This is a genomic window from Jannaschia formosa, from assembly GCF_003340555.1.
In the GTDB taxonomy this organism is placed as follows: Bacteria; Pseudomonadota; Alphaproteobacteria; order Rhodobacterales; family Rhodobacteraceae; genus Jannaschia; species Jannaschia formosa.
In genome coordinates, this window is the sequence record NZ_QPLJ01000006.1 from 149,702 (window position 1) to 175,916 (window position 26,215).

28 protein-coding genes and 1 tRNA gene are annotated in these 26,215 nt (G+C 71.5%); 19 read left to right on the forward strand and 10 right to left on the reverse strand.

What is annotated here, in order from left to right:
• Window positions 1–7 precede the first annotated feature (7 nt).
• From DR046_RS09055 to DR046_RS09100, 10 genes are all read left to right on the forward strand, one after another.
• Window positions 8–814 (forward strand): glutamate racemase, encoded by an 807-nt coding sequence (locus tag DR046_RS09055; protein ID WP_115382055.1) that lies wholly within the window; start codon window positions 8–10, stop codon window positions 812–814.
• Between the two features lie 10 nt (window positions 815–824).
• Window positions 825–1,268, forward strand: coding sequence for a cytochrome c maturation protein CcmE (gene ccmE / locus DR046_RS09060; protein WP_115382056.1), 444 nt, complete (start codon window positions 825–827; stop codon window positions 1,266–1,268).
• A gap of 50 nt (window positions 1,269–1,318) precedes the next feature.
• Window positions 1,319–2,146 (forward strand): DMT family transporter, encoded by an 828-nt coding sequence (locus tag DR046_RS09065; RefSeq protein WP_115382057.1) that lies wholly within the window; start codon window positions 1,319–1,321, stop codon window positions 2,144–2,146.
• A gap of 191 nt (window positions 2,147–2,337) precedes the next feature.
• Window positions 2,338–3,660: an OmpP1/FadL family transporter gene (locus DR046_RS09070; RefSeq protein ID WP_115382058.1), complete on the forward strand. Its 1,323-nt coding sequence runs from the start codon at window positions 2,338–2,340 to the stop codon at window positions 3,658–3,660.
• Between the two features lie 245 nt (window positions 3,661–3,905).
• The gene (locus DR046_RS09075; protein WP_115382120.1) at window positions 3,906–4,823 is read left to right on the forward strand and encodes a DMT family transporter; all 918 of its coding nucleotides are present in this window, start codon (window positions 3,906–3,908) and stop codon (window positions 4,821–4,823) included.
• Complete coding sequence (locus DR046_RS09080; protein ID WP_115382059.1) at window positions 4,820–5,692, forward strand: ATPase; 873 nt, start codon at window positions 4,820–4,822, stop codon at window positions 5,690–5,692. The genes DR046_RS09075 and DR046_RS09080 overlap by 4 nt, the downstream gene beginning before the upstream one ends.
• 124 nt (window positions 5,693–5,816) lie before the next feature.
• A complete protein-coding gene (locus DR046_RS09085) occupies window positions 5,817–6,767 on the forward strand; it encodes a homoserine O-succinyltransferase (protein ID WP_115382060.1) in 951 nt (316 codons plus the stop codon).
• Window positions 6,768–6,854: 87 nt separating this feature from the next.
• Window positions 6,855–7,814 carry an alpha/beta fold hydrolase gene (locus DR046_RS09090; protein ID WP_115382061.1) on the forward strand — a complete coding sequence of 320 codons (960 nt, stop codon included), beginning with the start codon at window positions 6,855–6,857 and terminating at the stop codon, window positions 7,812–7,814.
• On the forward strand, window positions 7,807–8,610 hold the full coding sequence (locus DR046_RS23620; protein WP_167767018.1) for a hypothetical protein: 804 nt from the start codon (window positions 7,807–7,809) through the stop codon (window positions 8,608–8,610). The genes DR046_RS09090 and DR046_RS23620 overlap by 8 nt, the downstream gene beginning before the upstream one ends.
• A 72-nt stretch (window positions 8,611–8,682) precedes the next feature.
• The gene (locus tag DR046_RS09100; protein ID WP_115382062.1) at window positions 8,683–9,990 is read left to right on the forward strand and encodes an O-acetylhomoserine aminocarboxypropyltransferase/cysteine synthase family protein; all 1,308 of its coding nucleotides are present in this window, start codon (window positions 8,683–8,685) and stop codon (window positions 9,988–9,990) included.
• Between the two features lie 88 nt (window positions 9,991–10,078).
• Here the strand turns inward: DR046_RS09100 and DR046_RS09105 are convergent, their stop codons facing one another.
• A complete protein-coding gene (locus DR046_RS09105; protein ID WP_115382063.1) occupies window positions 10,079–10,765 on the reverse strand; it encodes an SIMPL domain-containing protein in 687 nt (228 codons plus the stop codon).
• Window positions 10,766–10,921: 156 nt separating this feature from the next.
• Here DR046_RS09105 and DR046_RS09110 point away from each other — a divergent pair, with 156 nt between their 5' ends.
• Window positions 10,922–14,263 (forward strand): hypothetical protein, encoded by a 3,342-nt coding sequence (locus DR046_RS09110; protein WP_115382064.1) that lies wholly within the window; start codon window positions 10,922–10,924, stop codon window positions 14,261–14,263.
• Window positions 14,264–14,281: 18 nt separating this feature from the next.
• On the opposite strand, the gene DR046_RS09115 is transcribed toward DR046_RS09110, so the two are convergent.
• Together DR046_RS09115 and DR046_RS09120 are read right to left on the reverse strand one after the other, a co-directional pair.
• The gene (locus DR046_RS09115; RefSeq protein ID WP_115382065.1) at window positions 14,282–15,178 is read right to left on the reverse strand and encodes an extensin-like domain-containing protein; all 897 of its coding nucleotides are present in this window, start codon (window positions 15,176–15,178) and stop codon (window positions 14,282–14,284) included.
• Window positions 15,175–16,122, reverse strand: a complete 948-nt coding sequence (locus tag DR046_RS09120) for a L,D-transpeptidase family protein (RefSeq protein ID WP_115382066.1) — start codon at window positions 16,120–16,122, stop codon at window positions 15,175–15,177. Before DR046_RS09120 ends, DR046_RS09115 begins: the two co-directional genes overlap by 4 nt.
• Before the next feature lie 115 nt (window positions 16,123–16,237).
• Between DR046_RS09120 and DR046_RS09125 the strand changes: the two genes are divergently transcribed.
• Both DR046_RS09125 and DR046_RS09130 read left to right on the forward strand, forming a co-directional pair.
• Window positions 16,238–16,311: transfer RNA gene (locus tag DR046_RS09125), tRNA-Gly, on the forward strand.
• A 45-nt stretch (window positions 16,312–16,356) separates the two neighbouring features.
• A complete protein-coding gene (locus tag DR046_RS09130) occupies window positions 16,357–16,848 on the forward strand; it encodes an acyl-CoA thioesterase (protein WP_167767020.1) in 492 nt (163 codons plus the stop codon).
• On the opposite strand, the gene DR046_RS09135 is transcribed toward DR046_RS09130, so the two are convergent.
• Window positions 16,833–17,201, reverse strand: a complete 369-nt coding sequence (locus DR046_RS09135; protein WP_115382068.1) for a nuclear transport factor 2 family protein — start codon at window positions 17,199–17,201, stop codon at window positions 16,833–16,835. The genes DR046_RS09130 and DR046_RS09135 overlap by 16 nt on opposite strands.
• Window positions 17,202–17,313: 112 nt before the next feature.
• On the opposite strand from DR046_RS09135, the gene DR046_RS09140 reads away from it, so the two are divergent.
• The 4 genes from DR046_RS09140 (at window position 17,314) to DR046_RS09155 (ending at window position 19,812) form a co-directional block, all read left to right on the forward strand.
• On the forward strand, window positions 17,314–18,054 hold the full coding sequence (locus tag DR046_RS09140; RefSeq protein ID WP_115382069.1) for an SDR family oxidoreductase: 741 nt from the start codon (window positions 17,314–17,316) through the stop codon (window positions 18,052–18,054).
• Window positions 18,055–18,133: 79 nt separating this feature from the next.
• Entirely contained in the window at window positions 18,134–18,448 is a 315-nt protein-coding gene (locus DR046_RS09145; RefSeq protein WP_115382070.1) for a hypothetical protein, read from the forward strand.
• Complete coding sequence (locus DR046_RS09150) at window positions 18,445–19,419, forward strand: P1 family peptidase (protein ID WP_115382071.1); 975 nt, start codon at window positions 18,445–18,447, stop codon at window positions 19,417–19,419. Before DR046_RS09145 ends, DR046_RS09150 begins: the two co-directional genes overlap by 4 nt.
• 99 nt (window positions 19,420–19,518) lie before the next feature.
• A complete protein-coding gene (locus DR046_RS09155) occupies window positions 19,519–19,812 on the forward strand; it encodes a hypothetical protein (RefSeq protein WP_115382072.1) in 294 nt (97 codons plus the stop codon).
• Between the two features lie 9 nt (window positions 19,813–19,821).
• On the opposite strand, the gene DR046_RS09160 is transcribed toward DR046_RS09155, so the two are convergent.
• A complete protein-coding gene (locus DR046_RS09160) occupies window positions 19,822–20,265 on the reverse strand; it encodes a nucleoside deaminase (protein WP_115382073.1) in 444 nt (147 codons plus the stop codon).
• Window positions 20,266–20,340: 75 nt separating this feature from the next.
• On the opposite strand from DR046_RS09160, the gene DR046_RS09165 reads away from it, so the two are divergent.
• The gene (locus tag DR046_RS09165) at window positions 20,341–22,008 is read left to right on the forward strand and encodes a pseudouridine synthase (protein ID WP_115382074.1); all 1,668 of its coding nucleotides are present in this window, start codon (window positions 20,341–20,343) and stop codon (window positions 22,006–22,008) included.
• On the opposite strand, the gene DR046_RS09170 is transcribed toward DR046_RS09165, so the two are convergent.
• From DR046_RS09170 to DR046_RS09180, 3 genes are all read right to left on the reverse strand, one after another.
• On the reverse strand, window positions 21,978–22,184 hold the full coding sequence (locus DR046_RS09170; protein WP_115382075.1) for a hypothetical protein: 207 nt from the start codon (window positions 22,182–22,184) through the stop codon (window positions 21,978–21,980). The genes DR046_RS09165 and DR046_RS09170 overlap by 31 nt on opposite strands.
• A gap of 143 nt (window positions 22,185–22,327) precedes the next feature.
• The gene (locus DR046_RS09175; RefSeq protein WP_115382076.1) at window positions 22,328–22,930 is read right to left on the reverse strand and encodes an inner membrane-spanning protein YciB; all 603 of its coding nucleotides are present in this window, start codon (window positions 22,928–22,930) and stop codon (window positions 22,328–22,330) included.
• A 33-nt stretch (window positions 22,931–22,963) separates the two neighbouring features.
• Window positions 22,964–23,857 (reverse strand): EamA family transporter, encoded by an 894-nt coding sequence (locus tag DR046_RS09180; RefSeq protein ID WP_115382077.1) that lies wholly within the window; start codon window positions 23,855–23,857, stop codon window positions 22,964–22,966.
• A 57-nt stretch (window positions 23,858–23,914) separates the two neighbouring features.
• On the opposite strand from DR046_RS09180, the gene DR046_RS09185 reads away from it, so the two are divergent.
• Complete coding sequence (locus DR046_RS09185) at window positions 23,915–24,463, forward strand: MgtC/SapB family protein (protein WP_115382078.1); 549 nt, start codon at window positions 23,915–23,917, stop codon at window positions 24,461–24,463.
• On the opposite strand, the gene DR046_RS09190 is transcribed toward DR046_RS09185, so the two are convergent.
• Window positions 24,419–24,850 carry a hypothetical protein gene (locus DR046_RS09190; RefSeq protein WP_115382079.1) on the reverse strand — a complete coding sequence of 144 codons (432 nt, stop codon included), beginning with the start codon at window positions 24,848–24,850 and terminating at the stop codon, window positions 24,419–24,421. The two genes, DR046_RS09185 and DR046_RS09190, sit on opposite strands and share 45 nt — an antisense overlap.
• A gap of 123 nt (window positions 24,851–24,973) precedes the next feature.
• Window positions 24,974–26,161 (reverse strand): signal recognition particle-docking protein FtsY, encoded by a 1,188-nt coding sequence (ftsY, locus tag DR046_RS09195; protein WP_115382080.1) that lies wholly within the window; start codon window positions 26,159–26,161, stop codon window positions 24,974–24,976.
• Window positions 26,162–26,215 lie beyond the last annotated feature (54 nt).

Here is a 26,215-nt window from a genome sequence, read left to right on the forward strand (position 1 = left end):
GCGCGGAATGAGCGTGGCGATCTTCGACAGCGGCCTGGGCGGCCTGACCGTCTGGCAGGCGGTGACCCGCCGCCTTCCCGACCTCAAGGTCAGCTATTACGGCGACAACGCCAACGCCCCCTACGGCACGCGCACCGCCGACGACGTTCACGCCCTGACCGTCGCCGCCGTCACGAAGATGTGGGAGACCGACGACCTCGTCGTCCTCGCCTGCAACACCGCCTCCGCCGCCGCCCTGCGCCGCATGCAGGAGGCGGGGGTGCCGCCGGGCAAGCGCGTGCTCGGCGTCTTCGTCCCGCTGATAGAGGCGCTGACCGAACGGAACTGGGGCGACAACTCCCCCCCTCGCGAGGTCGCGGTGAATCAGGTGGCGCTGTTTGCCACCCCCGCCACCGTCGCCTCCCGCGCCTTCCAGCGGGAGCTCGCCTTCCGCGCCATCGGCGTCGACGTCGAGGCGCAGGCCTGCGGCGGCGTCGTCGACGCGATCGAGGACGGGGACATGATCCTCGCCGACGCGCTGGTGAAGTCCCATGTCGACGCGCTCAAGCGCAAGATGCCGAAGCCCGACGCGGCGATTCTCGGCTGCACCCATTACCCGCTGGTCGCCGAAAGCTTTCAGGCGGCGCTCGGCCCGGACGTCACCGTCTTCAGCCAGGCGGACATTGTCGCCGAGAGCCTCGCCGACTACCTGTCCCGCAGGCCCGAGATGGCCGAAGGCGGGCAGGCGCGGATGGTGACCACCGGCGACCCGGTGCGGGTCTCGTCCCGGGCGACGCAGTTCCTGCGGCGCCCGATCACCTTCGAAGCGGCCTGAGGGAACGCCCATGCGCGGATTGAAGAAGACCAGACGGATCCAGGTCATCGCCATCGCGGCGGTGGCGCTGGCGCTCTCGACGGCGCTGATCGGCTATTCGCTGCGCGACGGGATCAATTTCTTCCGCTCGCCCAGCCAGGTCGCCGAGGCCCCGCCGCCCCCGACCGAGGTGTTCCGCATCGGCGGCCTCGTCGAGGAGGGCAGCCTCGTGCGCGGCGAGGGAACCTCGGTCACCTTCCGCGTCACCGACGGGGGCGCCTCGATTCCAGCGACCTATACCGGCGTGCTGCCCGACCTCTTCGGCGAGGGCGAGGGGATGGTCGGCACCGGCTCCTTCGTGGACGGGACCTTCGTCGCCACCGAGATCCTCGCCCGCCACGACGAGACCTACATGCCCGCCGAGGTCATCGACGCCTTGAAGGAACAGGGCGTCTACCAGGACCCGGAAAGCTGACCGATCTCGCCCAGCCCGTCGCCCGGACCAATCTGCGCGCCGCCGCGTGGATGCTCGGCTCGATCGCGTCCTTCACCGCGATGGCGGTCGCGGGCCGCGCCGTCAGCAGCGTGCACGACACGTTCGAGATCATGCTCTACCGCTCGATCGTGGGGGTGATCGTCGTGCTGTCGGTCGGCTGGGCGATCGGCGGGCTGGGGCAGATCTCGACGAAGAACCTCAAGCTGCAGATCGGGCGCAACCTCGCGCATTTCACTGGGCAGAACCTGTGGTTCCTCGCCCTGATCACGGCCCCGCTGGCGCAGGTCTTCGCGATGGAGTTCACCTCCCCGCTCTGGGTGCTGCTGCTCGCGCCGCTGATCCTGGGCGAGCGGGTTCGCCGCGCGCAGTATGCCGTGGCGGTCGTTGGCTTCGCCGGCGTGCTGCTGGTCGCGCAGCCGTTCTCGGGGGCGATGTCGCCGGGCCTCCTCTGGGCGGCGATGGCGGCGATGTTCTTCGCGCTGACCAACCTGCTGACCCGGCGGCTGACCCGGACCGAGACGGTGCTCTGCATCATGTTCTGGCTCACGTCGCTGCAACTGGTCTTCGGCCTCGTGACCGCCGGGATCGACGGCGACATCGCCCTGCCCCGGATGGCGACGGCGCCCTGGCTGGTGCTGATCGGACTCGCCGGGCTCTGCGCCCATTTCTGCCTGACCAACGCGCTGTCGCTGGCCCCGGCCTCGACGGTCATGCCGGTCGATTTCGCCCGCCTTCCGGTCGTCGCGCTGATCGGCGCGGCCTTCTACGGCGAGGCGCTGGATCCGCTCATCCTGCTCGGGGGCGGGGTGATCGCCGGGGCTGCCTGGGCCAATCTCAGGCTGGCCGACAAGGGCTGACCCAGCCCGAGGCCCGCTGTGGCAATTCCGCCACTGCTACGAATGGGGGGCTTGGCGCACGCGGTCTGACGCTGCGTCCGATTTGACCGAAATCGGACGATCTGTGCACCTTCAGCCCCATCGCACGATGGAGATCGGCTGGGGAAGGCCGGGCGGCACCTCTCGGCCGCCGAACAAGGGAAGAGGAACACATGAATCGCTTCATTCTTGCCGCGGTCGCATCGACCGTCGGCGCCGGCGCAGCTTTGGCCGGCGGTCTCGACCGATCGGGGCAATCCGTCGCCGCGATCTTCGACCCGGCCAACACCCTGTCCTTCGGGCTGAGCTACGTGAACCCGAGCCTGTCGGGCTCTGATACCGGCGGCCTGCCGGGCAGCTACGATGCAGGCAACAGCTACACGACCTATAGCTGGAGCTACAAGAACGACGTCAACGACCGCTTCAGCTACGCCGTCATCGGCGACCAGCCCTTCGGCGCCGACATCTTCTACGACGACGCACCGACGGCCTCTGCCCTTGGCGGGACGAAGGCGGACCTGACGTCGGACGCCATCAGCTTCATCGGCAAGTACAAGTTCTCGGACCGCATCAGCGTCTTCGGCGGCCTCCGGGCCGAGCGGGCGGGCGGCGAGATCGCCCTGAACGGCATCGCATATCAGGCGGCGCTGGGCGCGCGTGGCCTGGGCTCCGCACTGGGCGCGGCGGCTGCGGCGGGCGATCCGACGGCGAGCGCCATCCTCCAGAACCTCGGCGCGGGCGCCCCCCAGGCGCTTGCGGGCGTGGCGACGGGCAATCCGGCGACGCAGCCCCTCGCCCAGCAGATCAGCGCGATCAGCCCGACCTTCGCGCAGACCGTCACGGCGGTGCAGAACTTCGCCGCCAGCGGCGGATACGAGGTCGAGGTCGAGCAGGACTGGGGTGTCGGCGTCACGCTGGGCGCCGCCTACGAGATCCCCGAGATCGCGCTGCGCATGGCCGTGACCTACCATTCGGAAGTCACCCACGATACGCGCGGCAACGAGACCTCGATTCTGTTCGGCGGCGGCGTCGAGCAGTCGAACGGCCTGACCTTCGCCTCGCCGCAATCGGTGAACGTCGAATTCCAGACCGGCATCAACGAGAAGACCTTGGTGCTGGCCGGCGTCCGCTGGACGGATTGGGACGATTTCGACGTCATCCCCGAGCTTCTGAACTCGGACCTCGCCAATATCGACGACAGCTATCGCTGGAACCTCGGCGTGGCACGGCGCTTCACCGACAACTTCGTGGGCCTCGCCTCGATTACCTACGAGAAGGACCTGGGCAGCGACACCGTCTCGCCGCTGGGGCCGACCGACGGACAGATCGGCCTGTCGCTGGGCGCGCGCTATACCTCGGGCAACCTGAACATCTCGGGCGGGATCAACTACACCAAGATCGGCGACGCCTTCGCCGGCGTGGCCGACCAGCCCGTCGCGTTCTTCGAGGACAACAGCGCCGTGGGCGTGGGCCTCAAGGTCGCCTACGAGTTCTGATCCGCTGAACCTTCCGGGCGCCCCGCTCCTCTCGCGGGGCGTCCGAGGACCGGCTCCGGCCCGGACCGGCTTTCCGTCAAGGCCAGCGCCCTCCTTTCGATGCTCGTCAAATATGCCGGGGGGGCGCGCGAAGCGTGCGGGGGCAGAGCCCCCTCCCCGTCCGAGATCGGTCCCTCTCCCGAAAAGGCCGACAAACGAGCAGGTTCCGGGTGGCGCATGCCCGCCTCGGGGCCTACCCGTTCCCCATGACCTCCCGCGACATGACCACCCGCGCCTGGGCCGAGCTGGGCCTGCTCTCGTTGATCTGGGGCGGCAGCTTCCTCGCGATCCGCACCGCGCTGGACGAGATACCGTTCGTCACCTCGGTCGCCTACCGGGTCGGGATCGCGGCCCTCGTTCTCTGGGCCTACGTCGCGCTGCGGCGCCTGCCGCTGCCGCGCGACCCGCGCGTCTGGGGCGCGCTGCTGGTGATGGGGCTTCTGAACAACGTCGTCCCGTTCTCGCTGATGGCCTGGGGGCAGCTCCATATCGAGACCGGCCTGACCTCGATCCTGAACGCGGGCACGGCCGTCTTCGGCGTCCTCGCAGCGGCCACCTTCCTCGCCGACGAATCGCTCACGCCCCGGCGCACGGCGGGGGTCGGCCTGGGCTTTCTCGGCGTCGCGACCGCCATAGGCCTGGAGAACCTGGCCGCCTTCGACCTGCGGTCGATGGCGCAGGTCGCCGTGGTCCTCGGCACGGTGTCCTATGCGATGGCCGGGGTCTGGGCGCGGCTGCGGCTCGCCGGTCTGGTCCCGCAGGTCCAGGCCGCAGGGATGCTGACCGGATCGTCGCTGGTCATGATCCCCGCCGCGCTCTGGCTCGACGGGCCGGTCCTGCCGCGCGAGCCCGACACGATCCTCGCCATCGGCTACTACGCGATCGTCGCCACCGCCTGCGCCTACCTGCTCTATTTCCGCATCCTCGCGATGGCGGGTTCGGGCAACGTGATGCTCTGCACGCTGCTGGTGGCGCCGGTCGCGATCCTGCTCGGCGCGGGGCTCAGGGACGAGGTGCTCTCGCCCAATGTCTATGCCGGCTTTGCCCTGCTCGCCCTCGGCCTTGTGCTGATCGACGGGCGGCTGTTGCGCGCGCTGCGCCGCGGGTCTACGCCGCGTCCATGATCTACGAGTCCGAGACCGAGTGGCGCGCCGCGCCCGCCAAGCGCGTCACCTTCTTCGGCATGTCCGGACTGGGCAAGACCCACCTGTCGGAGATCCTGCGCGAGGCGGGCGAGTGGTTCCACTACTCCGTCGACTACCGCATCGGCACCGCCTACATGGGCGAGCACATCAACGACAACCTCAAGCGCGAGGCGATGCGCGTGCCCTTCCTCGCCGGGCTGCTGCGGACGGATTCGATCTATATCGGCTCCAACATCACCTTCGACAATCTCGCCCCGCTCTCGACCTATCTGGGCCAGCCCGGCGACCCGGCAAAGGGAGGCCTGCCCCTGCCGGAATACGAGCGGCGTCAGGCGCTCCATGTCCGCGCCGAGGTGAACGCACTGCTCGACACGCCGCATTTCATCGAGCGGGCGCAGGACATCTACGGCTACGACAACTTCGTCTGCGACTCCGGCGGCTCCACCTGCGAGGTCGTCGATGCCGAGGACCCGAACGATCCGGTCCTGACGACGCTGGCCGGGGCCACGCTGATGGTCTGGATCGAGGGCAGCGACGCCCATACCCAGACGCTGATCGACCGCTTCGCCCGCGCGCCGAAGCCGATGTGCTACCGCCCCGCCTTCCTGACCGACGCGTGGAGGGCGCATATGGCCCGCACCGGCTGCGCCCCCGAAGAGGTCGACCCGAAGGCCTTCGCCGTCGAGGCCTATACCGCCGCGATCCGCGAGCGGCAGCCGCGCTACGCCGCGATGGCCCGCAACTGGGGCGTGACCGTGCAGGCCTCCGACGTGGCGCAGGTCCGCGATGGCGACGACGTGATCGACCTCGTCGCGGGTGCCCTTGGCAGGCGACGCGCCGATGGCTAGATCGGTCCTCCGCCAACCCATCCGCCCTCAAGGTTAACGCCCGCCCTTCCAACTTCCGGCCCTCGATGCTCACGGCCGCCCGCCACGCCGCCCTCCGAAGCGGGGCGCCGTCAGGAGACACCCGATGCCCATCACCCTTCCCCGCGACCTGCCCGCCTATGACGTGCTCGGGTCCGAGGGCGTGATGGTGATGTCCGACCGCGCCGCGAGCCGACAGGACATCCGGCCGATGCGGATCGGCCTGCTGAACCTGATGCCGATGAAGATCGCGACTGAGACGCAGTTCGCCCGGCTGATCGGCGCGACCCCGCTCCAGGTCGAGCTGACGCTGATCCGCATGACGGAGCATCAGTCGAAGCATACCTCCCCGGCGCACATGGAGAATTTCTACCGCGCCTTCCAGGACGTGAAGCACCAGAAGTTCGACGGGCTCATCGTCACCGGCTCGCCGATCGAGCATCTGCCGTTCGAGGAGGTCACCTACTGGGACGAGCTTTGCGAGGTCATGGACTGGACGCAGACCAATGTGCATTCGACCTTCGGCGTCTGCTGGGGCGCGATGGCGATGGCCTGGCATTTCCACGGCGTGCAGAAGCACATCCTCGAACGGAAGCTCTTCGGCTGCTTCCGCGTGACGAACGAGGCCCCGGCCTCGCCCTATCTGCGCGGCTTCTCGGACGAATGCCTCGTCCCCGTCTCGCGCTGGACCGAACTGAAGCGCGACGAGGTCGAGGCGGCGGGGATGGACGTGCTGCTGGGTTCCGAGGAGACGGGTCCCTGCCTGATCGAGGACCGGGCGAAGCGCTGCGTGCACATCTTCAACCACTTCGAATACGACACCGACACCCTGCGCCGCGAATACGAGCGTGACGTTGCGGCGGGCACCCCGATCAACGTGCCCGGCAACTATTATCCCGACGACGATCCGACCCGGCCGCCCCAGAACCGCTGGCGCAGCCACGGGCACCTTCTCTACGGCAACTGGATCAACGAGATCTACCAGACCACGCCCTTCGACACTGCGCTGATCGGCACCCATCGCCAGGTCCTTGGCGCCGATCCGGAGCCGCTGTGACAGGCCAATCCCGTTGCCGCGGCGGAAACTCTGCCGCGCCTCCGGCCCGTCTTTTCAAGGTCCTCAGGACGGCCTAGCCTCGGCGGCATGACGAAGCGAGCGCTCATCACCGGCGGCGCCGCCGCGCTTCTGACCGGAGGCGTCCGGGCGGCGGCGGCGCGGCGCGAACGGCTGGCGGAGACGACCTTCCCGCCGCAGGGAGAGCTTCTGGATGTGGGCGGCGTCCCGGTCCATGTCGTCGTACGGGGCACGGGGCCGGACCTCGTGATGATTCACGGCGCGTCCGGCAATCTCCGGGAATTCACCTTCGACCTGATCCCCCGGCTCTCCGAGCGCTATCGCTGCATCGCCTTCGACCGGCCCGGCCTCGGCTATACCGGGCGCACCGATCCGGCCTATGCCTCCGCCTGGACCTCCCGCGCCGAAAGCCCCGCGGAACAGGCCGCGCTGCTCGCCCGCGCCTACCGCCAGGTCGGCGAGGGCGCGCCGCTGATCCTCGGCCACAGCTTCGGCGGCACGGTCGCGCTGGCCTGGGCGCTGGACCATCCCGCGCGCGCGTTGGTGCTGCTGGCGGCGCCGGCGATGGAGTGGAAAGGCGGGCTCGGCCCGGTCTACGCCGTGACCGCTTCGGCGCCCGGCGGAGCTATGGCGGTGCCGCTGCTGACGGCGGCGGTGCCTGACACCCGGCTGAGCGACATCACCCGCGTCATCTTCGCCCCGGACCCGGTCCCGCCCGGCTACGAGGCGCATATCGGCGGGCTTCTGACCCTGCGCCGCGCCTCGCTGCGCGCCAATGCGCGGCAGGTGAATGGGCTGAAGCCGCATGTGGTCGCGATGCAGAAGCGGTATCACACGCTCGACCTGCCGATCGAATGGGTCCACGGGGACCGCGACACCATCGTTCCGCCGCAGGTCCACGGGCATCCGTTCAAGGCCCGGATGCCGCGCACCAATCTGACGATGCTGCCGGGCATCGGCCACATGCCGCACCATGCCGACCCCGGGGCCGTCGTCGCCGCCATCGACCGCGCCGCCGCCCATGGCTAGGTGGCGCGCCCTGCTCGCGCTCTGCGCGGCTCTGGGCGCGCCCGCCGCCGCCGAACCGCTTTCGCCCGCCAAGATCGCCCAGCACCGCTGCGCCCCCCTGGCGGAGCGGCTGGCGCTCGCGCCCCCGTCAAAGCCCGGCCCGGCGAAGACCCCCGCCCAGCGCGCACGCGCCGCCGCCGCGGCCGAAGTGGCGGTCTGGGACCTGCCGCGCAGCCGCCTCGTGTGGAACTTCGACTGCGCCGACCGCCCGAACGGCGCCGCCTCGCAATTGCTGGAGATGCCCGCCGACGCCACCATGCTCGCGGCGGGCGCGGTGCTGTCGGTCGCGGGCGAGATCGACATCCGCTTCGCCGAACGGCTGGAGGCCAAGCTCGACGCCAACCCACAGGTGACCACCGTCGCGCTGGTCAGCCCCGGCGGCAGCGTCGGCGCGGCCATCGCGGCAGGCGCGCTGCTGCGGCGGCGCGGGCTCGCCACCGAAGCCGCGGGCGCCTGCGTCTCGGCCTGCCCCTTCGTCTTCCTCGGCGGGCGCATCCGTCGGCTGACCCCGGGCGTGGGCCGGCTGGGCTTCCACCAGGCCGCGTGGGCGAACGGCACCGCCGTCTCGGCCATCGACCCGATCCAGGTCCGGATGGGCGCCCATGTCAGCCGCATGGGCGCCGCCCCGCTCGCCGTGCTGGGCTGGATGCGGCAGGCCGCGCCGGACGACATGCTCTACCCTGCGCGGCGCGAGATCTGCGCCGCCGGGCTCGCCACCCGACCGACCTGCGCCGGGGTCCCCGAGGCCAGGCCCTAGGCGGCTTCCCACTGGCGACTTCGCACCGGGCAGGGTAGCCTTGCGGGCAAGCGACACGCGAGGGAGGACCCCATGACCGAGACCCGCCAATACGGCTTCGACACGCTGCAGATCCACGCCGGCGCCCGCCCCGACCCGGCCACCGGCGCCCGGCAGACGCCGATCTACCAGTCCACCGCCTACGTCTTCCGCGACGCCGAGCATGCGGCGGCGCTGTTCAACCTGCAGGAAGTCGGCTTCATCTATTCGCGCCTGACCAACCCGACCGTCGCTGTCCTGCAGGAGCGCATTGCGACGCTGGAAGGCGGCGCAGGCGCCGTCTGCTGCTCGTCCGGGCATGCCGCGCAGATCATGGCGCTGTTCCCGCTGATGCAACCGGGCTGCAACGTTGTGGCCTCGACCCGGCTCTATGGCGGGACGGTCACGCAATTCTCGCAGACGATCAAGCGCTTCGGCTGGTCGGCCAGGTTCGTCGACTTCGACGATCCGAAGGCCGTGGCGGATGCAATCGACGAGAACACGCGCGCCGTCTTCGGCGAGGCCATCGCCAATCCAGGCGGCTGGATCATGGACGTCCGCGCCATCGCCGACGTCGCGGACGCGGCGGGCATCCCGCTGATCATCGACAACACGACGGCGACCCCCTACCTCGTCCGCCCGATCGAGCACGGCGCGACGCTGGTCGTCCACTCGACCACGAAATACCTGACCGGCAACGGCACCGTCACCGGCGGCTGCGTGGTCGACAGCGGCAAGTTCGACTGGTCGGCCTCCGGCAAGTTCCCGTCGCTCAGCGAGGCGGAGCCCGCCTATCACGGCCTGCGCTTCCACGAGACCTTCGGCAGCCTGGCCTTCACCTTCCATTCCATCGCGGTGGGGCTTCGCGACCTCGGCATGACGATGAACCCGCAGGCGGCGCATTACACGCTGATGGGGATCGAGACGCTGTCTCTGCGGATGGACCGCCACGTCGCCAATGCCGAGAAGATCGCCGCCTGGCTGGAGGCGCACCCGGCCGTCGCCCGTGTCACCTATGCCGGCCTTCCTTCTTCGCCCTATTACGAATTGGCGAAGAAGGTCTGCCCGAAGGGGGCGAGCGGCCTCTTCACCTTCGCGCTGAAGGGCGGCTACGACGCCTGCGTGAAGTTCGTCGACTCGGTCGAGATCTTCAGCCACGTCGCCAATCTGGGCGATACGCGGAGCCTCGTGATCCACTCCGCCTCGACCACCCACCGGCAACTCTCGCCCGAGCAGCAGGCCGCGGCGGGCGCCTCGCCGGACGTGGTCCGGCTCAGCATCGGGATCGAGGATGCCGACGACCTGATCGCCGATCTGGATCAGGCGCTGGCCAAGGTTGCGCCGCAGATGGCGGCGGAGTGATCGCGACGGCGCGCCGACCCGGAGCCGGACCGGGCTCCGACGGCGCGCCGCCAGGCGGCCCGACCGCACCCACGGCCCGACGCCCGTCCTACTCGGCGGGCGTCAGCTCCACCTCCAGCGTGACCGTGACGGCCTGCGTCACCTCGCCCGGAGCCACGGGCATCGCGCGGGCCATGTCCATCTGTTCGTAGCGCACCGGACCCGGCTGCTGCGCGCCGCCCTCGCGCAGCGTCAGGATCGGCCCGACCTCCATCCCCGCCGCCTCGGCATAAAGCCGCGCCTTCGCCATCGCGTCGGCGAAGGCGGCGCGGCGGGCCTCGTCCTCGGCCGGGCGCGGCTCGGCCACCTCGAACGACAGACCGTTCAGCCCGTTCGCCCCGTCGGCGACCACGGCCGTCATCGCGGCACCCAGACGGTCCAGGTCGCGCACCCGCACCGTCAGCGAATTCTGTGCGATATAGCCCACGATGCGCGGCGCGGCGCGGTCCTCGCGCTGGTCCCAGCTCGGCTGGAGCGCGATCTGCCCGGTCTGGACGTCGCGCGCGGCGATGCCCTCGGCGGCGATCCGCTCGAGCACGGCGGCGGTGGCCTCGGCCAGCATCTCCATCGCGGCCTCGGCGGTCTCGGCCTCGCGGGTGACCGAGACCGACACCGTCGCCACGTCGGGCACCAGAGACACCTCGCCGCGCCCCTCGACCAGCAGCCGCGGGGCTTCCTGCGCGGCCGCCATCAGCGGCAAGAGCAGCGGAAACAGTAGGATTGGAATGACGCGCATCGGTTCGTGTCCTCGGAATGGTCCCGTTCCGCCACAGTATCGCCACAGCCATGGGCGGGGCCAGTCGTCTTTTCATCGGCAAAGCCTTGCCCTAGACTCCGGTCATGTCCCGACCGTCCCTCGCTGGGGCCGTCCCCCCGTGCTAGGCTCGACCCGATGATACCTCAGATCGCCCTCGACCTGTCGCTCGACTCGATCACCGTCCTCAGCCGGGCGCCCGAGGACGGGTGGTGGCGCGAAGGCACCGTGCGGCTGAGCGAGCCGGACATGCCCGAGCGGCTGGCCGGGCTGCGCGACGTGGCCGAGGCGCGGGTCGGGGCGGGCTTCCTCTCGATCCTAGTCCTGCCCGACAGCCAGCTTCTCTACACCTCGCTGGAGCGGGACGACCGCCGCCCCGACGACACGATCCGCGCGCTGCTGAGGGGCCGGACGCCCTATGCCGTCGAGGACCTGACCTGGGACTATGTCGAACGCGGGGACCGACTGCAGGTCGCCGTCGTCGCGCTCGACACGCTGATCGAGGCCGAGACCTTCGCCGCCGAATACGGGTTCCGCCCGGTCGCGGTGGTGGCCAACCCCAAGGACCCCGCCTATCCGGGCATTCCCGAGTTCGGAAAGACCGGCCTCGCGGGCGATCTTCTGGGCGGCGCGCCGCTGGAACTGGCGCTGGGGGAGGGCTTCCGCGCGACCCCGGCTCCGCCTCTGCCGGAGCCGGAGCCAGAGCCGGAGTTGGCGCCAGAGCCGGAGGCGGAGGACGTCACAGCGGAGGCCGAGGCCGCTTCGCCCGCGACGGAAGACGGAGTGACAAAGGACGAGCCGGAAGCGCCGATCCCGACATTCCGCCGCAGCCGCGCAGAACCCGCGCCGGGCGAAGGCGACGACGCATTCGGCCCGCCCCGAAGCGAGGCGCCCGCGTCGCCGGAGAGCTTCGCCAGCGCCCGCGCGGCCAGCGCCGCGCCGCCCGTGGCGCGGACCGCCAGCGGCGAGCGTCTGGCCCGCATCGCGCCGCGCCTGACGGCGCAGCCCGGCGGGGTGCGCAGCGCCCCTTGGCTGCCGACCCCTGCCGATATCGAGGCCACCGGCAAGCGCGACGCCCGCTATCCCGGCCCGCGCCCCACCGCGGCCGAGCCATCGATGACGGCGAATGCCGCCCCCTCGACCAGCTTCGACGCGCCGAAGAAGTCCGACCCGCACGCACCGGAGACGCCGGCCGCCACCGCGCCGAAGGTTCCGCCCGTCGCGGCGCCGGGCAGCTTCGCCGCCCATCTGAAGCGCCGGGCCGCCGATCCCGAGGCAGTCGCCGAGTGGCATGCCGAGGCCGAAAGCCGGGCGGCGGAAGGCACCGCCCCTGCCCCCGCCCCGAAGGCCAAGCGCTACGACGTCGCGCCCGAGGACGCGCCCGCCAGCCTCGCCGCGCGGATCAAGCGCCGCGCCGAAGAGACCAAAGCGCAGGAGAAGGCGGCCCAGAAACCCAAGGGGGACGCGCCCGAAGCCGCCGCCCTGGCCCTGCCCGGCCTCGCGCGCGAAGCCGCGGCCGCGCGTCGCGGCGGGCGGCTCGGCCTGATGATGACGCTCGGGCTGCTGGCCGTCCTGATCCTCGTGGGGGTCGCGGCCACGCTTATGGCCGAGGAGGACGGCGACCTGGCCGCCCCGCCGATGGTCCCCGCCTCCGTCCCGCTGGTGGAGCGGGCCGAACTCTCCGTCGCGGCCCCGGCCGGCCTGCCGCCCGAGACGGCGCCTGAGGCCGCACCCGCGACGGCGACCGAGATCGATCTCGCAATCCTGCTGCCGGAGCCGGGCTCCGTCACGACGGGCAGCGCCACGCCGTCCGTGATCGCCGCGCCCGAGCCGATCGAGGGCCCGGTCCTGACCCGTCTCCCTGATCTGTCGGCGGCGGCGGAGGACCCGCTGCAGGCGGATGTCGCGCCCAACCTCGCCGAGGCCCCGGCGCTCGACACCGCGCCGAACGCCGAGACGACCCCGGCCGTGTTCATCGAGATCTGGGAGGCAGACGGCGCTTTCGAGGCCCCGGACCTCGCCGCGCCGCCCGCACTGCCTGCCGATCCGCTGACCGTGGTCGCGTCGCTCGACCCAGTGCTGGCGGGCCTTTCCGCGCCCGGCCTGCCCGCGCAGGCCGCCGCGCCGGACATGCTCGCGCCGCGCCTGAACCCGCCTCCGGCGGAACTGGTGGAAAGCCGCGCGGCGGCGTTGGGGCTGGTGCCCGCGACGTTCGACTGGACGATCCTGCCCGAGGGCTACGCGCTGCTGCGCGGCCGCCCCGCGACCCTGCCCCGCGCCCGACCCGGCGGCGAGGCCGAGGCCCGCCTCGCCGCGCTGGCCGAGGCGGCGCCAGACCCCGTGGCGCTCGAAACCGCCGCGCCGGACGCGCCCGAAGGGGGCGAGGGCCTCGTCCTCGTCGCAGCGACCGCCGACGGCACCGTCGCGCCCGGCGGCTACACCGTCCTGCAGGGCCGTCCCGCGACCCTGCCGCTGCGGCGCCCCGACGCCGTGGAGGAGGCTGAGGCCCCGGGCACCGAGACCGAAGACATCGCCGCGACGCCCGACGGGGTCGTGGCGCCCGGCGGCTACACGCTGGTGCTGGGCCGCCCCGAGATCCTGCCCGAGCCCCGGCCGGGCGAGGAGGACGCCTCCGTCGCGCTCGCCTCCACGGAGGCCGCGCCCTTCCCCGCGGACGCACCGCTCGCCGTCTCCACGCCCGAACCCGCCGCGGAGTTGAGCGAGGAGGACGCGATCCTCCGCCGCGTCCGTCCGGTGGAGCGCCCGGGGGCCGTCGATGGCGCCGCCGCCGCCCGCGCCGCCGAGCTCGCCGCCGAGGCCGAAGCGGCGGAGGCGGAACTGGCCGCCCAGAGCGCGGAGACGGAGGCGGCGCTGGCCGAGATGCGCCGCACGCCGCCGCGCCAACGCCCGGAGGCGATCGCGACCGCCGCCGCGGAGGCCGAGGCTGCGCTGCGCGCCGCGCAGGATGCGACCGAGCAGGCCGCCATCGACGCCGCCCAGCAGGCCGCCGCCGCCTCGCTCGCCAACGCCGCCGCCCAATCGGCACAGCCACCCGCGGAGTCGATTTCCGACCTCGCCCTGCTGCAGTCGGAGCGTCCCCGGACGCGGCCCCGCAGCGTCGAGCGCGATGCTGCGCGCATCGTCACCCAGCGCCGCGAGGTCGCCGCCGCCACGACCCAGCCGCGTCAGCCCGAGGCGAGCCCCGACAATGGCGGATCGCAGCAGATTCGGTCGGCCGGGGGGAACGTCGCGCGGGCAGCGACGCAGGAGAACGCGATCCGCCTCAACGAAATCAACCTGATCGGGGTCTATGGGCGGTCGAACGCGCGCCGCGCGCTGGTCCGCCTGTCGAACGGCCGTTACGTCAAGGTCGAGGTCGGCGACCGGCTGGATCGCGGCCGGGTCGTCGCCATCGGCGACGACCGGCTGCAATACCAGCGCGGCGGCCGCAACGTGGTGCTGAGCCTGCCCCAGACCTGAGCGCGGATCGGGCGCGGATCAGTCCTCGTCGCCCTCGCCGCGCCCCTGCTCGCAGAGCCGGAAGCCACTGCGCCGCTCGACCACGTCGAGATGCAGGTGGTCGTCGTGAAACTCGTCCGAGCCGGGGCCGAGCACCGTCGTGAACTCCATGCAGGCCGAGGCGCGCACGGCGTCCTGAAAGCTTTCCTCCAGGGTGCCGTCGCGCGCCCGGGGCATGATCGGCAGCGGCTCGCCACCAGCGAAAGCGAAGGCGGTGACGTCGAAGGCGTTGCCGAAGGCGTGTTGCGACAGCTTGCCGTCGGGCTGGTTGTTCCGACGGCGGCAGGTATAGCCCGAGCCGCCGCGCAACGCGGTGAGGTCGCCGCGGCCAAGCCGGTCGGCGGCCGGGCGCACGAAATCGCGGGTCCATTGCGCCAGGGCCACCACGGTGGGGCAGCGCAGCGTCGCCGCGGGCTCCAGCGCGACGCCGGGGAGGATCTCGCTGACCTCGATCGGCTGCAGGATGCCGCAATCGGGGTCATCCTCGGGCGTGATCGGCTCCACGCTGCGGTAGGTGGCGCCGAGGCCGTCGAGCAGGGTGAGGCACTGCCGATACTGCGCATCGGAAAGCGCGATCTGCGCCCGCTCGGTGTCGCCGGGCGGCGTCGCGACGGCATCGCCGTCCTCCGATGCTTCTTCGCCGTCCTCCGATGCATCTTCGCCGTCCTCCGGTGCTTCTTCGCCGTCCTCCGGTGCTTCTTCCTGCGTCTCCTCGATCTGCGACTCGGCCATCTCCGCCTGCGCCTCGGTCGGGCCTTCCGCATCGACCCTCAGATCGGCGGGCCGCTTCTCGGGCACCGCGCTCGTTTCCGGCGCCTCCTGCGCTTCGGCGGCGCCGGCCAAGCCCGCGAGCAGAATCAACGTCGTGCGGATCATTCCACGAACTCCACCGGGACACCCTGCCCGACCATGTGGGCCAGTTCCTCGATGTCCCAGTTGGTGAAGCGGACGCAGCCGTGGCTTCGGTTCTCGAACAGCTTGGCGGGCGTGTCCGTGCCGTGCAGGCCGTAGGTCGGCTTCGACAGGTCGATCCAGACCGATCCGACCGGACCGTTCGGGCCGGGCGGCAGGGTCAGCTTCTCCTCGACGCCATCGGCCACGAAGTTCTCGTCCGGCAGGTAGCTGTAGGTCGGGTCCATGGCGATGGCGGCCACCTCCATCTCGCCCGAAGGAGACGGGGTCTCCTCGGAGCCGATGGCGACCGGGTAGCTGGTCAGCATGTTCCCCTCGCCGTCCAGCGCGACGGCCCGGCGATCTCCCTTGCGGATCTCGATCCGCGCGACATCGGCGTCGAGCCGGTCGCCCGGGACGGCGACGGTGATCGTCTCGCCTGCGGAGAACCCGCTGCCCGGGTTCAGCCCGATCAGGACGTCCTCGTCCATGTGGAAGCGCTCGGCCAGCTTCTCGCTCACCCGCAGATAGCCGAGCCGGTCCATCTCGGCCTTCTCGCGCACGTCGTCGGGAATTTCTTCCGTGAGGCCGGACGCATCCTCCTCGGTGATCTCGTAGTCCCGGAGCACCGGGTCGGCTTCGCCGCCGCCCAGCGCGGACCAGACCTCGGGGTCGAGCAGGCCATCCACCTCGAACCCCTCGCGCGACTCGAAGGCGCGCAGCGCGCTTTCGCTCATGCCGCCCTTGTAGCCGTCGATGATCCCGGGCGAGATGTCCGCCCGGTCGAGAAGGACCTGCAGCTTGAAGGTCAGGCCGGACTGGCCTTCCGGCACGGTGCCCCCGTCATAGGTCGCGCCCGTGATCTCTTCGGGACTGAGCGCCATGGCGGGCGCGGCGAGCAGGGCGAGGGGCAAGAGGGCGAGGCGCATGGCAGGTCTCCGATTGGTCTTTCGCCGCTCAACGCCCTGTGCCCCCATCGGGTTCGCAGCCCCTTGCGGATCGCGCCGGGGGATCGTATCTCGTGGGCTCGGGCCGAGTGCCTGCGCGGGTATGGTGAAAAGGTATCACGCGAGCTTCCCAAGCTTAAGTTACGGGTTCGATTCCCGTTACCCGCTCCAACACTTCCAATGCCTTGCGAGGCGACGTTCAGGTTCGGAGCCTCCATGTCCCTCCCCCTGCTGACCCCCCTGACCGGGGAAGATCTGCGCCGCGCCGGCGTGCCGGAGCCCTTCCGTCTGGGCCAGGCGGACCGCGTGCGGTTCCGCGAGCTCGACGTGCTCGATCATGTCAACAATGCCGTCTATCTCACCTGGTTCGAGACCTTCCGCATCGGCTATTTCCGCCACTTCCGGGTCGGCGACTACGAAAGTCCGGGGGCACGGCCCGTCTTCGTCCTCAAGGGTGTATCGGTCGATTACAGGGCGCCCCTGCATCTGGAGGACGTCTACGTCGTCGCGGGCCGGGTGCGGGCCTACCGGCGGACCTCCTTCACGATGGAATACGGCGTCTGGCGCGACGGCATGCTCTGCGCCACTTCCGACGCGGTGATCTGCCTGATGGAGGCCGACTTCACGACGAAGAAGCCCCTGCCCGAGGCCTGCCTTTCCGTCTTCCGCGCCGACGGGGCGGAAGATCAGGCTCAGCCCGCGCCGTAGAAGAACTCCTCCCGGACGATCCTGCCGGCGGCGACGTGGTAGACGGCGACCTCGCGCATGCGGGTCTCGTTCCCGGTTTCCTTGCTGCGCGTGGTCACGTCGAAGGTCACGGCGAAGCGGTCGTCGCCGTGCGGGTAAGGGTCCGAGACCTCGGCCTCCACCACCTCGAAGCTGCTCTCCCACCAGTCATGCTTGGCCTTGATGCCGTCGAGCCCGCGCACCTCGCGCCCGTTGCCGAAGTCGACGGCTTCGACGCTGACCGCGTCGGGCGCGTAGAGCCGGTCGAGATTCTCCCTCTCCCGCCCCTCGCGGCATCCGGCGACCAGTTCCGCCGCGATCTGCTTCAGGTCCATGTCCAACCTCCCGGGGCTTCCTGCGACTCGCACCCTAGCACGGGCCGCGCCGGAAAGATCGGGCTGGCGGCCCCTGCGCGGGACGGGCAATCTGCCGCGCAGGAGGACGGACATGCGACTGACGGACAAGACGGCCATCGTGACCGGGGGGGCTTCGGGCTTCGGCCGCGGAATCGTGGAACGCTTCGCGGGCGAAGGCGCGAAGGTGCTGGTCGCCGACCTGAACGCGGACGGCGCGGGCGAGGTGGCGAGCGCCGTGGGCGGCATCGCGGCCCGGATGGACGTGTCGAAGGACCTGGACTGGGCGGCCGTCACCCATCGGGCGCTGGAGGAATGGGGCCGCATCGACATCCTCGTGAACAATGCCGGCATCACCCACCTGCCCATGCCGATGGAGGACGTGCCGGAGGAGGAGTTCGACCGCGTCCTCGCCGTCAACGCCAAGTCGGTCTATCACTCGGCCCGCCATGTCGTGCCGGTGATGAAGGAAGCCGGGCGCGGTGCGATCCTGAACGTGGCCTCGACGGCGGGCGTGTCGCCCCGGCCCCGGCTCAACTGGTACAACGCCTCGAAGGGCTGGATGATCACGGCGACCAAGGCCATGGCGGTGGAGCTTGCGCCCATGGGTGTGCGGGTCAACTGCCTCAACCCGGTGGCGGGCGAGACGCCGCTATTGGCCAGTTTCATGGGCGAGGACACGCCGGAGATGCGGGCGAAGTTCCTCGCCACGATCCCGCTGGGCCGATTCTCGACGCCGCGGGACCTGGGCGCGGCGGCCTGCTTCCTGTGTTCCGACGACGCCTCGATGATCACCGGTGTCGGGCTGGAGGTCGATGGCGGGCGCTGCATATGAGGCGCGCGCTGCAGGGCCGGGCGGGCGGCCGCGGGTCGACCCGCGACCGATCCGCGGTCGACCGCGGATGCCCCCGGCCATGAGGCTGGAGGCCGAGATCGAGGTCCTCGCGGGCCGCTTCGCCAGCCAGCAGCTGGCCTTCGCGCATCTGCTCGACGCGGCGCAGCGGTCGGGGCTCTCGCCCGATCTCGACCATGTCGAGGTGATCCGGCCGCCCCACGCCGCCCGTCTGCGCGGCTATTTCGACGCCGACACCGCCGGGTGGCTGGCCGCCGAGGCGGGGGACGAGACGCTGGTTCTGGTGCTGCCGGGGGCGCTGGTGAGCGGTCGGTTCGAAGCGGATGCCCGGATGCGCCGGATCGGGCGCTATGTCGGCCAGGTGACGCGGGCATGAGACCGGGGCCGCGCAATGCGATCACGGATGTCGCGGGCCTGCGCGTCGGCTCCGCCTCGGACCCGCGGCTGGTCTCGGGGGCGACGGTGCTGCTGGGCGACGCGCCCTTCGTGGCTGGTGTCAACGTGATGGGCGGAGCGCCGGGCACGCGGGAGACGGACCTTCTGGCCCCCGACAAGACCGTGCAGGAGGTGGACGCGCTGGTGCTCTCGGGCGGCTCGGCCTTCGGGCTGGACGCGGCCTCGGGCGTGGCCGACGCGCTGCGCGCCGCGGGGCGCGGCTTTGCTGTGGGCGACCAGCGGGTGCCGATCGTGCCGGGCGCGATCCTGTTCGACCTGCTCAACGGCGGCGACAAGGCATGGGAGGCGAACCCCTATGCCGCGCTCGGCCGGGCCGCCTATGCGGCGGCCTCGCAGGATGTTGCCTGCGGCAGTCATGGCGCCGGAACCGGGGCGACGGTGATGGGGCTGAAGGGCGGGCTGGGCACCGCCTCCTGCGTCCTCGACAATGGCGTGACCGTCGGTGCGCTGGTCGCGGTCAACGCGCTGGGCCGGGTCTGCGACGACGAAGGCCGCTTCTTCGCCGCACCCTGGGCGCTGGGCGAGTCGCTGGGCGACGCGCCGGGCCGGATGCCCCCCGACTGGGAGCCCTTCGGCACCGCCGGCCCGCGCGAGGCGACGACCATCGCCATCGTGGCGACGGATGCGCTGCTGACCCAGGCCCAGGCCACGCGGCTGGCGACGGCGGCGCAGGACGGGCTGGCCCGCGCCATCCAGCCCAGCCACACGCCGATGGACGGCGACCTGATCTTCGCCGCTGCGACCGGCGCCAGGCCCCTGCCGGACCCGGTCTGGGACGGGCTGCGGCTGGGCCACGCGGCGGCCTGCTGCCTCGCCCGCGCCGTGGCGTGGGGCGTGCGCGCGGCGGCGCCCGGCGGCCTCCTGCCCTCCTGGTCCGAGCGCTTCGGCTGACGCGGCATCCGGCCGCAGCGGCGGTCCCTCCCGGCCGCCGGTGGCGTTGCTCCGGTGATCGCCCGCGCCGTCGGGCACCCCCAGATCCGGAGACCCGACATGAAACCGCTTCTGCCCCTGATGACCGCCCTTCTGTGCTTCGGCACCGGTCCCGCGCTGACCCAGGCCGTCGCGCCGGACTCCCCCACCGCCGAGGCGGTGCAGCACTTTAACCAGGACGCCGAGAGCCAGGACGACGTCACCGTCCTCTACGAGGAGGTGGAAAGCGACGGCATCCTCGACCCGGGCGACGTCGACACGGTGGACGGCGCGGCGGTGCCGCCCTCCTCCGATGCCAAATGCCCGCAGGGCGCGGTCGTCAGCACCAACGGCACCTGCGTCCCGCGCGACTGACGCGCCATGCTATCGACGGCCCGCAAAGAACTCCCGCAGCAGGGCGGCCGACGCCTCGGCGTCGATGCCGTCATGCAGCTCGGGCCGGTGATGCGCCTGTGGATGCGCGAAGACCCGCGCCCCGTGCAGCACGCCGCCGGACTTCGGATCGGCGGCGCCGAAATGCAGCCGGTCGAGCCGGGCATGGGCGATAGCGCCCGCGCACATCGCGCAGGGCTCCAGCGTGACCCAGAGCGCGCAGCCCGTCAGCCGGTCCAGGCCCAGCGCCGCGCAGGCGGCGCGGATCGCCAGCATCTCGGCATGCCCGGTCGGGTCGCCAAGTTCCCGCATGCGGTTGCCCTCGACCGCCACGACGTCGGCCCCGCGCGAGACGACGGCGCCGACCGGCACCTCGCCGCGCAGGCCGGCGGCGCGGGCGGCCTCCAGCGCGAGGGGCATGAAGCTGCGGAACATGAGCCCTCCCTGCCCCGCCGGCCCCGGCCCCGCAAGCCGCTTGGCGCCGCCGCGCGCCTCGGATAGGAGCGCGCCATGACAACCGACAGCCCAGACGGCCAGAGACTGGCCAAGGTCATCGCCCGCGCCGGGCTCGCCTCGCGCCGCGATGCCGAGCGCATGATCGAGGAAGGGCGCGTCCAGGTGAACGGCAAGCCGGTCGACAGCCCGGCCCTGAACATCGGCCCCCGCGACCGCGTGACGGTGGACGGCGCCCCCCTTCCGCAGGCCGAGGGCGCGCGGCTCTGGCTCTACCACAAGCCTGCCGGGCTGGTGACGACCGAACGCGACGAAAAGGACCGGAAGACGGTCTTCGACGCCCTGCGCGAGCGGCTGGGCCGGGTGCTGTCCGTCGGGCGGCTCGACCTGACCTCCGAGGGGCTGTTGCTGCTGACGAATGACGGCGATCTGAAGCGGCGGCTGGAACTGCCCGAGACGGGCTGGCTGCGCCGCTACCGGGTGCGGGTGAACGGCACGCCGGACGAGGCCGCGCTGCAACGCCTGCGCGACGGGATCGAGGTCGACGGCGAGCGCTTCGGCGAGATGCAGGTCGCGCTCGACCGGCAGCAGGGCGCGAATGCCTGGCTGACCGTCGGCCTGCGCGAGGGCCGCAACCGCGAGGTGCGCCGTGCCGCCGAGGCGGTGGGGCTGGTTGTGAACCGGCTGATCCGGGTCAGCTATGGGCCGTTCCAGCTGGGCAAGCTGGCGCCCGGAGAGGTCGAGGAGGTCAGGCCGCGGGTGCTTCGCGACCAGCTGGGCCAGCTCTTCGACGGGGAATTCGCCGAGGCGAAGCGCGAGGAGGCCCCGAGGCCCCCGCGCCACGAGGGAGACAGGCTGATGGATCACGGACGCGGCAAGCCGGGCGGCAAGGCCCCCCGGGGCCCGAAGGGCAAGACCGGCCCCGCTCCGCGCGCGGACAAGGCGGGCGCCCGCCCGGACAAGCCGCGCACGTCCAAGCCGCCATTCACGCGCAACGACGGCGAGGCGCTCGGCCACGGTCGGCGGGACGATGCCGACCGGCCCCGCCGGGGCGAGGGCAAGCCGCGCGGAGACCGTCCGGCGCGTGCGGGCGACGGCCCGCGCCGCGAGGGAAAGCCCTTCGGCGACAAACCCCGTGGAGACCGGCCGAGGCGCGACGACGACCGGCCCGACCGCGAGGGCAAGCGTTTCGGCGACAAGCCGCGCCGCGCCGAGGGCGACAAGCCTTGGGGCGACAAGCCGAGGGGCGAGCGGCCTCGGCGCGAGGGCGAGAATGCGTCGCGCCGAGAGGGGAAGCCCTTCGGGGACCGGCCGAGGCGATCCGAGGGCGGGAAGCCCTTCGGGGACAAACCGCGCCGCGCCGAGGGGGACAAGGCCGTCGGAGACAGGCCGCGTAGGAGCGAAGGCGGCAAGCCCTTCGGGGACAAGCCGCGTCGGTCCGAGAGCGGCAAGCCCTTCGGGGACAGACCGCGCCGCACGGAAGGCGGCAAGCCTTTCGGAGACAAGCCGCGCCGGAGCGAAGGACCGACGGCCGAGGGCAGCGCCCCCGGCGCGCGGACCCGCGACCCGGAGGCGCCGCGCCTGACCAAGACGGAACGGAAGGCCGCGATGCGGGCCGACACCTCGGTCTCGCTTCGCAAGGGCGGCCAGCGCGGCCGCGGCATCTCCAAGCCGAAGCCTGCGGGCGGCAAGCCCTACACCAAGCCGACGAAGCCCAAGGGATAGGAGGAGGATACTCCCCCTACTTCCCCCTCCGGTATCGACCATTCCGCGATCTTCTCGCGGATCATCCTACAGGTCCGCGCCGTGTTGGCGGCAAGCAGCCCGGCGAAGCGCTCGGTGTCCGTCAGGATCGGGATCATATCAGCCGGGCCCTGCGGGTTGTGGTCGCCCAGCGCCATCCGGAATCACGTCTCGTGGGACCAGTAATGCACGGGCAGGTCCTTCACATCCTCCACCACGACAGGCGGGGGCGCCTCCGGGACCGGACAGACCTCCGCCGCCGCGGGCGCCGCCAGCGCCAGTAGCAGGAGGAGCGCCGACCTCAGGTCGCGTCGTCCTCGAGCGCGTGGCGCTTCATCAGCCCCGCCTGCGAGATGAAGAAGGCGAACATCGCGCCGGGCAGCGCGAAGGTCTCGAAGGTCACCCAGAACTCGGTCGTCTGCGTGCGCCAGACCAGCTCGTTTGCCGCGGCCGAGGCGACGAAAAACCAGGCCATCCGCCGCGTCAGGATCATCCAGCCCGCCCGGTCCATCGGGATCGCCTCCGACAGGACCATCGACAGCAGCGACTTGCCGCGCCAGAGCCCGGCGAAGAGGATGCCGCCGAGGATCAGGTTGATGATCGTCGGCTTGACCTTCAGGAACCGCTCGTCGTTGAGCCAGACGGTCAGGCCTCCGAACACGATCACCAGCACGGCGGTCAGCACCTGCATCGGCGACAGCTTCCCCGTCAGCCGCCAGAGCACCGCCATGGAGGCGAGGATGACCGGGATGAAGATCGCCGTGACCGCGATGAAGCCATCGTAGGCGACGCCGCCCACGGTGAATGTCTCGTCCTTGAGCCACAGATAGGCGACGAAAAAACCCAGCACGGGGCCCAGTTCCAGCGTGGACTTGAGCCAGGGGGCGACGGTTCGGTCTGACATCGGCGGTCTCCTCACCGGGCGGAGATAGCGACCCTAGCCGCCCATTTCCACCACCACCGCGCCCAGCGCGATGAGGGACATGAGCAAGATCCGCCGCGGCCCCACGCTCTCCTTCAGCCACAGCCAGCCGATCAGGGCGGCGAAGACCGTCGAAGTCTCCCGCAGGACCGCCGCCTCGCCCACGTCGTCGAGCCGCGTCGCCATCATCACGCAGCCGAAGGAGCCGAAGGCGATCAGGGCGCCCAACAGGCCCAGCCGGACCATCCCCCGGTCGGGCCGGCGCCACCTGCCCCGCGCCCAGGCGATCACCGGGAAGTCGATGGAGGTCAGAAAGAAGAACCACGCGAGGAAGGTGAAGGGGTTCTCGACCGCCCGGATGCCGTAGGCGTCCCAGGTCGTGTAGACCGCAACCGACAGCCCGGTCAGCACGGCGAGCCCCAGCGCCGGCACCAGCGTCTCGCGCGCGACCGTCACCTTGGCCATGTTGTAGATCGACAGGCCGAACAGCCCCGCGACCAGCAGCCCGACGCCCAGCCACTGGAATCGGGTGAAGTGCTCGCCGAAGATCGCCCCCGCCCCCAGCACCGTGAACAGCGGCCCCGTCCCCCGTACCACGGGGTAGACGACCGTATAGGCGCCCCGGACATAGGTCATCGCCATCAGCACCTTGTAGACGAAGTGGATGACGACCATGCCCGCCATCACCCACCACAGCTCCAGCGGCGGCCAGGGCACGGCGAAGAGCGCGATCGGCGTCGACAGCACGAAGATGCCGGAATCGATCACCGTCCGCGAGGTCCACGGATCGTAGCGCCCCTTCTGCAACGCCCCGAAGACGGCATGCAGCAGGGCGGCCGACAGCGCCAGGGTCATCGCCAGCCTGTGGCCGGCCTCGGTGCCCTCGACGGCCGCGACCCAGTCGATCAAGACGGGAACCCCGCCGCGGAAGACGCGTTGTGACCAGAACGCCGCAAACCGTGCAACATGCTTCAGACCATCCTCGACGAACTCAACGGCACCTTCCCGCAGGTCTCGCCCGTCATCTCCGGCACACGGCTCGTTACCGCGATGGTGCTCGGCGGCATCGTCGGCTTCGAGCGCGAGATCGGCGGCAAGCCCGCCGGTCTGCGGACGCATATGCTGGTCTCGCTCGCGGCCTGCCTGTTCATCGTCGTCGGACAGCAGCTCGGCGCGGTCGACTTCGGCTCCGACGTGGACAAGCGCGTCGACCCCCTGCGCCTGATCGAGGCGGTGACGGCGGGGGTCGCGTTCCTTGCCGCTGGAATCATCTTCACTGCCGGAGGGAGGGTCCGCAACATCACCACCGGAGCGTCGATGTGGCTGGCGGGCGCCATCGGGCTCGCCTGCGGCGCGGGGCAGATCCCGCTCGCCGCGATGGCGACGGTCCTGGTGGTCGTCGTCATCGTCTGCCTGCGCTGGATCGAGCAGCGCATGGGGACCCATAGCCGGAGCGACGAGATACCACCTTCAAGCGAGGAGCTCGAAGACCGGGGCGGTCGCCGCGAGGGTTGACGCCAAAACCGGCGCATGGGCCGCGCCGACATAGACCAGCGCCTCCTCCTCCCCCGCCCAGCCGCGCACCAGCGCCCGGACCATCCGCTCCTCCAGGCCGGTCTCGCGGTATTCCGCCCGCACGGCCAGCGCGTCGATCATCGCCGCCGGGAGGTCGGGCCGCCCGCGCGGGCTGAGCCGGGCGCGCAGCAGGTCGTCGCGCAGCACGACCAGCGCCGCCTGGCCCACCAGCAGGTCGCGGTCCCGCGCCCAGATTGCGGAATGTCCGGCGAAACCCTCGGGGCAGGCGTCGCGCGGCAAGGCGCCGGAGGCGCGCAGGAACCCATCCCGCTCGGCCTCGTCCACCGGGAACAGGTCGTCCCCCAGACGCAGCAGATCCTCAATCACCGCGGGCCCTCGATCATCAGGACTATCGGCCAACTGCTTCTTCCCTCCGGGAATTTCCCGGGGGGAGTCGGCGAAACCGGCGGCGGGCAGCGCCCGCCTGCCCCCCTCGCCACGAAGCCTCGCTCAGCCATCGGCGCCCACCAGCGCGGCGGCGAACTCCTCGGGGTCGAAGGCGTCGAGGTCGTCGATCTGCTCGCCCACCCCGATCGCATGGATCGGCAACCCGAAGCGGTCGGCCAGGGCCACCAGCACGCCACCCTTGGCGGTCCCGTCCAGCTTGGTCATCACCAGTCCCGACACGTCCGACAATTTCCGGAAGACCTCCACCTGGTTCAGAGCGTTCTGCCCGGTCGTGGCGTCCAGCACCAGCAGCGTGTTGTGGGGCGCGGTCGGGTCCTTCTTGCGGATGACGCGGACGATCTTGGCCAGCTCCTCCATCAGGTCGGAGCGGTTCTGCAGTCGTCCGGCCGTATCGATCAGCAGAAGGTCCGCCCCCTCCCGCTCGGCGCGGGTCATGGCGTCGAAGGCAAGCGAGGCGGGGTCGGAACCTTCGGGCGCGGTCATCACCGGCACGCCCGCCCGCTCGCCCCAGACCTGAAGCTGCTCGACCGCGGCGGCGCGGAAGGTGTCGCCCGCGGCGATGACGACCGACTTCCCGGCCGCGCGGAACTGCGAGGCGAGCTTGCCGATCGTCGTCGTCTTGCCCGAGCCGTTGACGCCCACCACCAGCACGACCTGCGGGCGCTGCGCGGTCAGCGGCATGGGGCGGGCGACAGGCTCCATGATCCGGGCGATCTCGGAGGCGAGAAGGCTCTTGATCTCGGGCACCGACAGGCGGCGACCCATGCGGCCCTCGGCCAGGTTCGCGGTGACGCGCAGGGCGGTGTCCACGCCCATGTCCGAGGCGATCAGCAGCTCCTCGAGCTGCTCCAGCATCTCGTCGTCCAGCACCCGGCGCGGGACGTCCACGGCGGGCTTGCGGCCCATGAGGCGGTCCAGCAGGCCGGGCCGCGCGGCCTCTGCCGCGGGCTCGGGCGGCGGGGTCGGGCGGGGATCCGGCGCGCGCTCCTCCTGCGGGACCGTCTTCGGCGCGGGCGGCGCGGCGGGCATGCGCGGCGGGGGAGAGGGTTCGACCGCCGGCATCGGGGGCGGCACCGGGGCGGGTTCGGGCGCAGGGGCCGGGTCCGGCGCGGGGGCCGGGTCCGGCGCGGCGGAGGTCTCCGCACCCTCCTCGACGATGGCGTCGAGCCCCTGCTCCAGCTTCGAGGAGGACCGCGTCAGCCGGTCCTTTAGCTTCTTGAAGAACGACATGGCGCTTCCCCTTTCCCCCGTGACCTAATGCCCCGCCGCGCCGGGGGAAAGGCC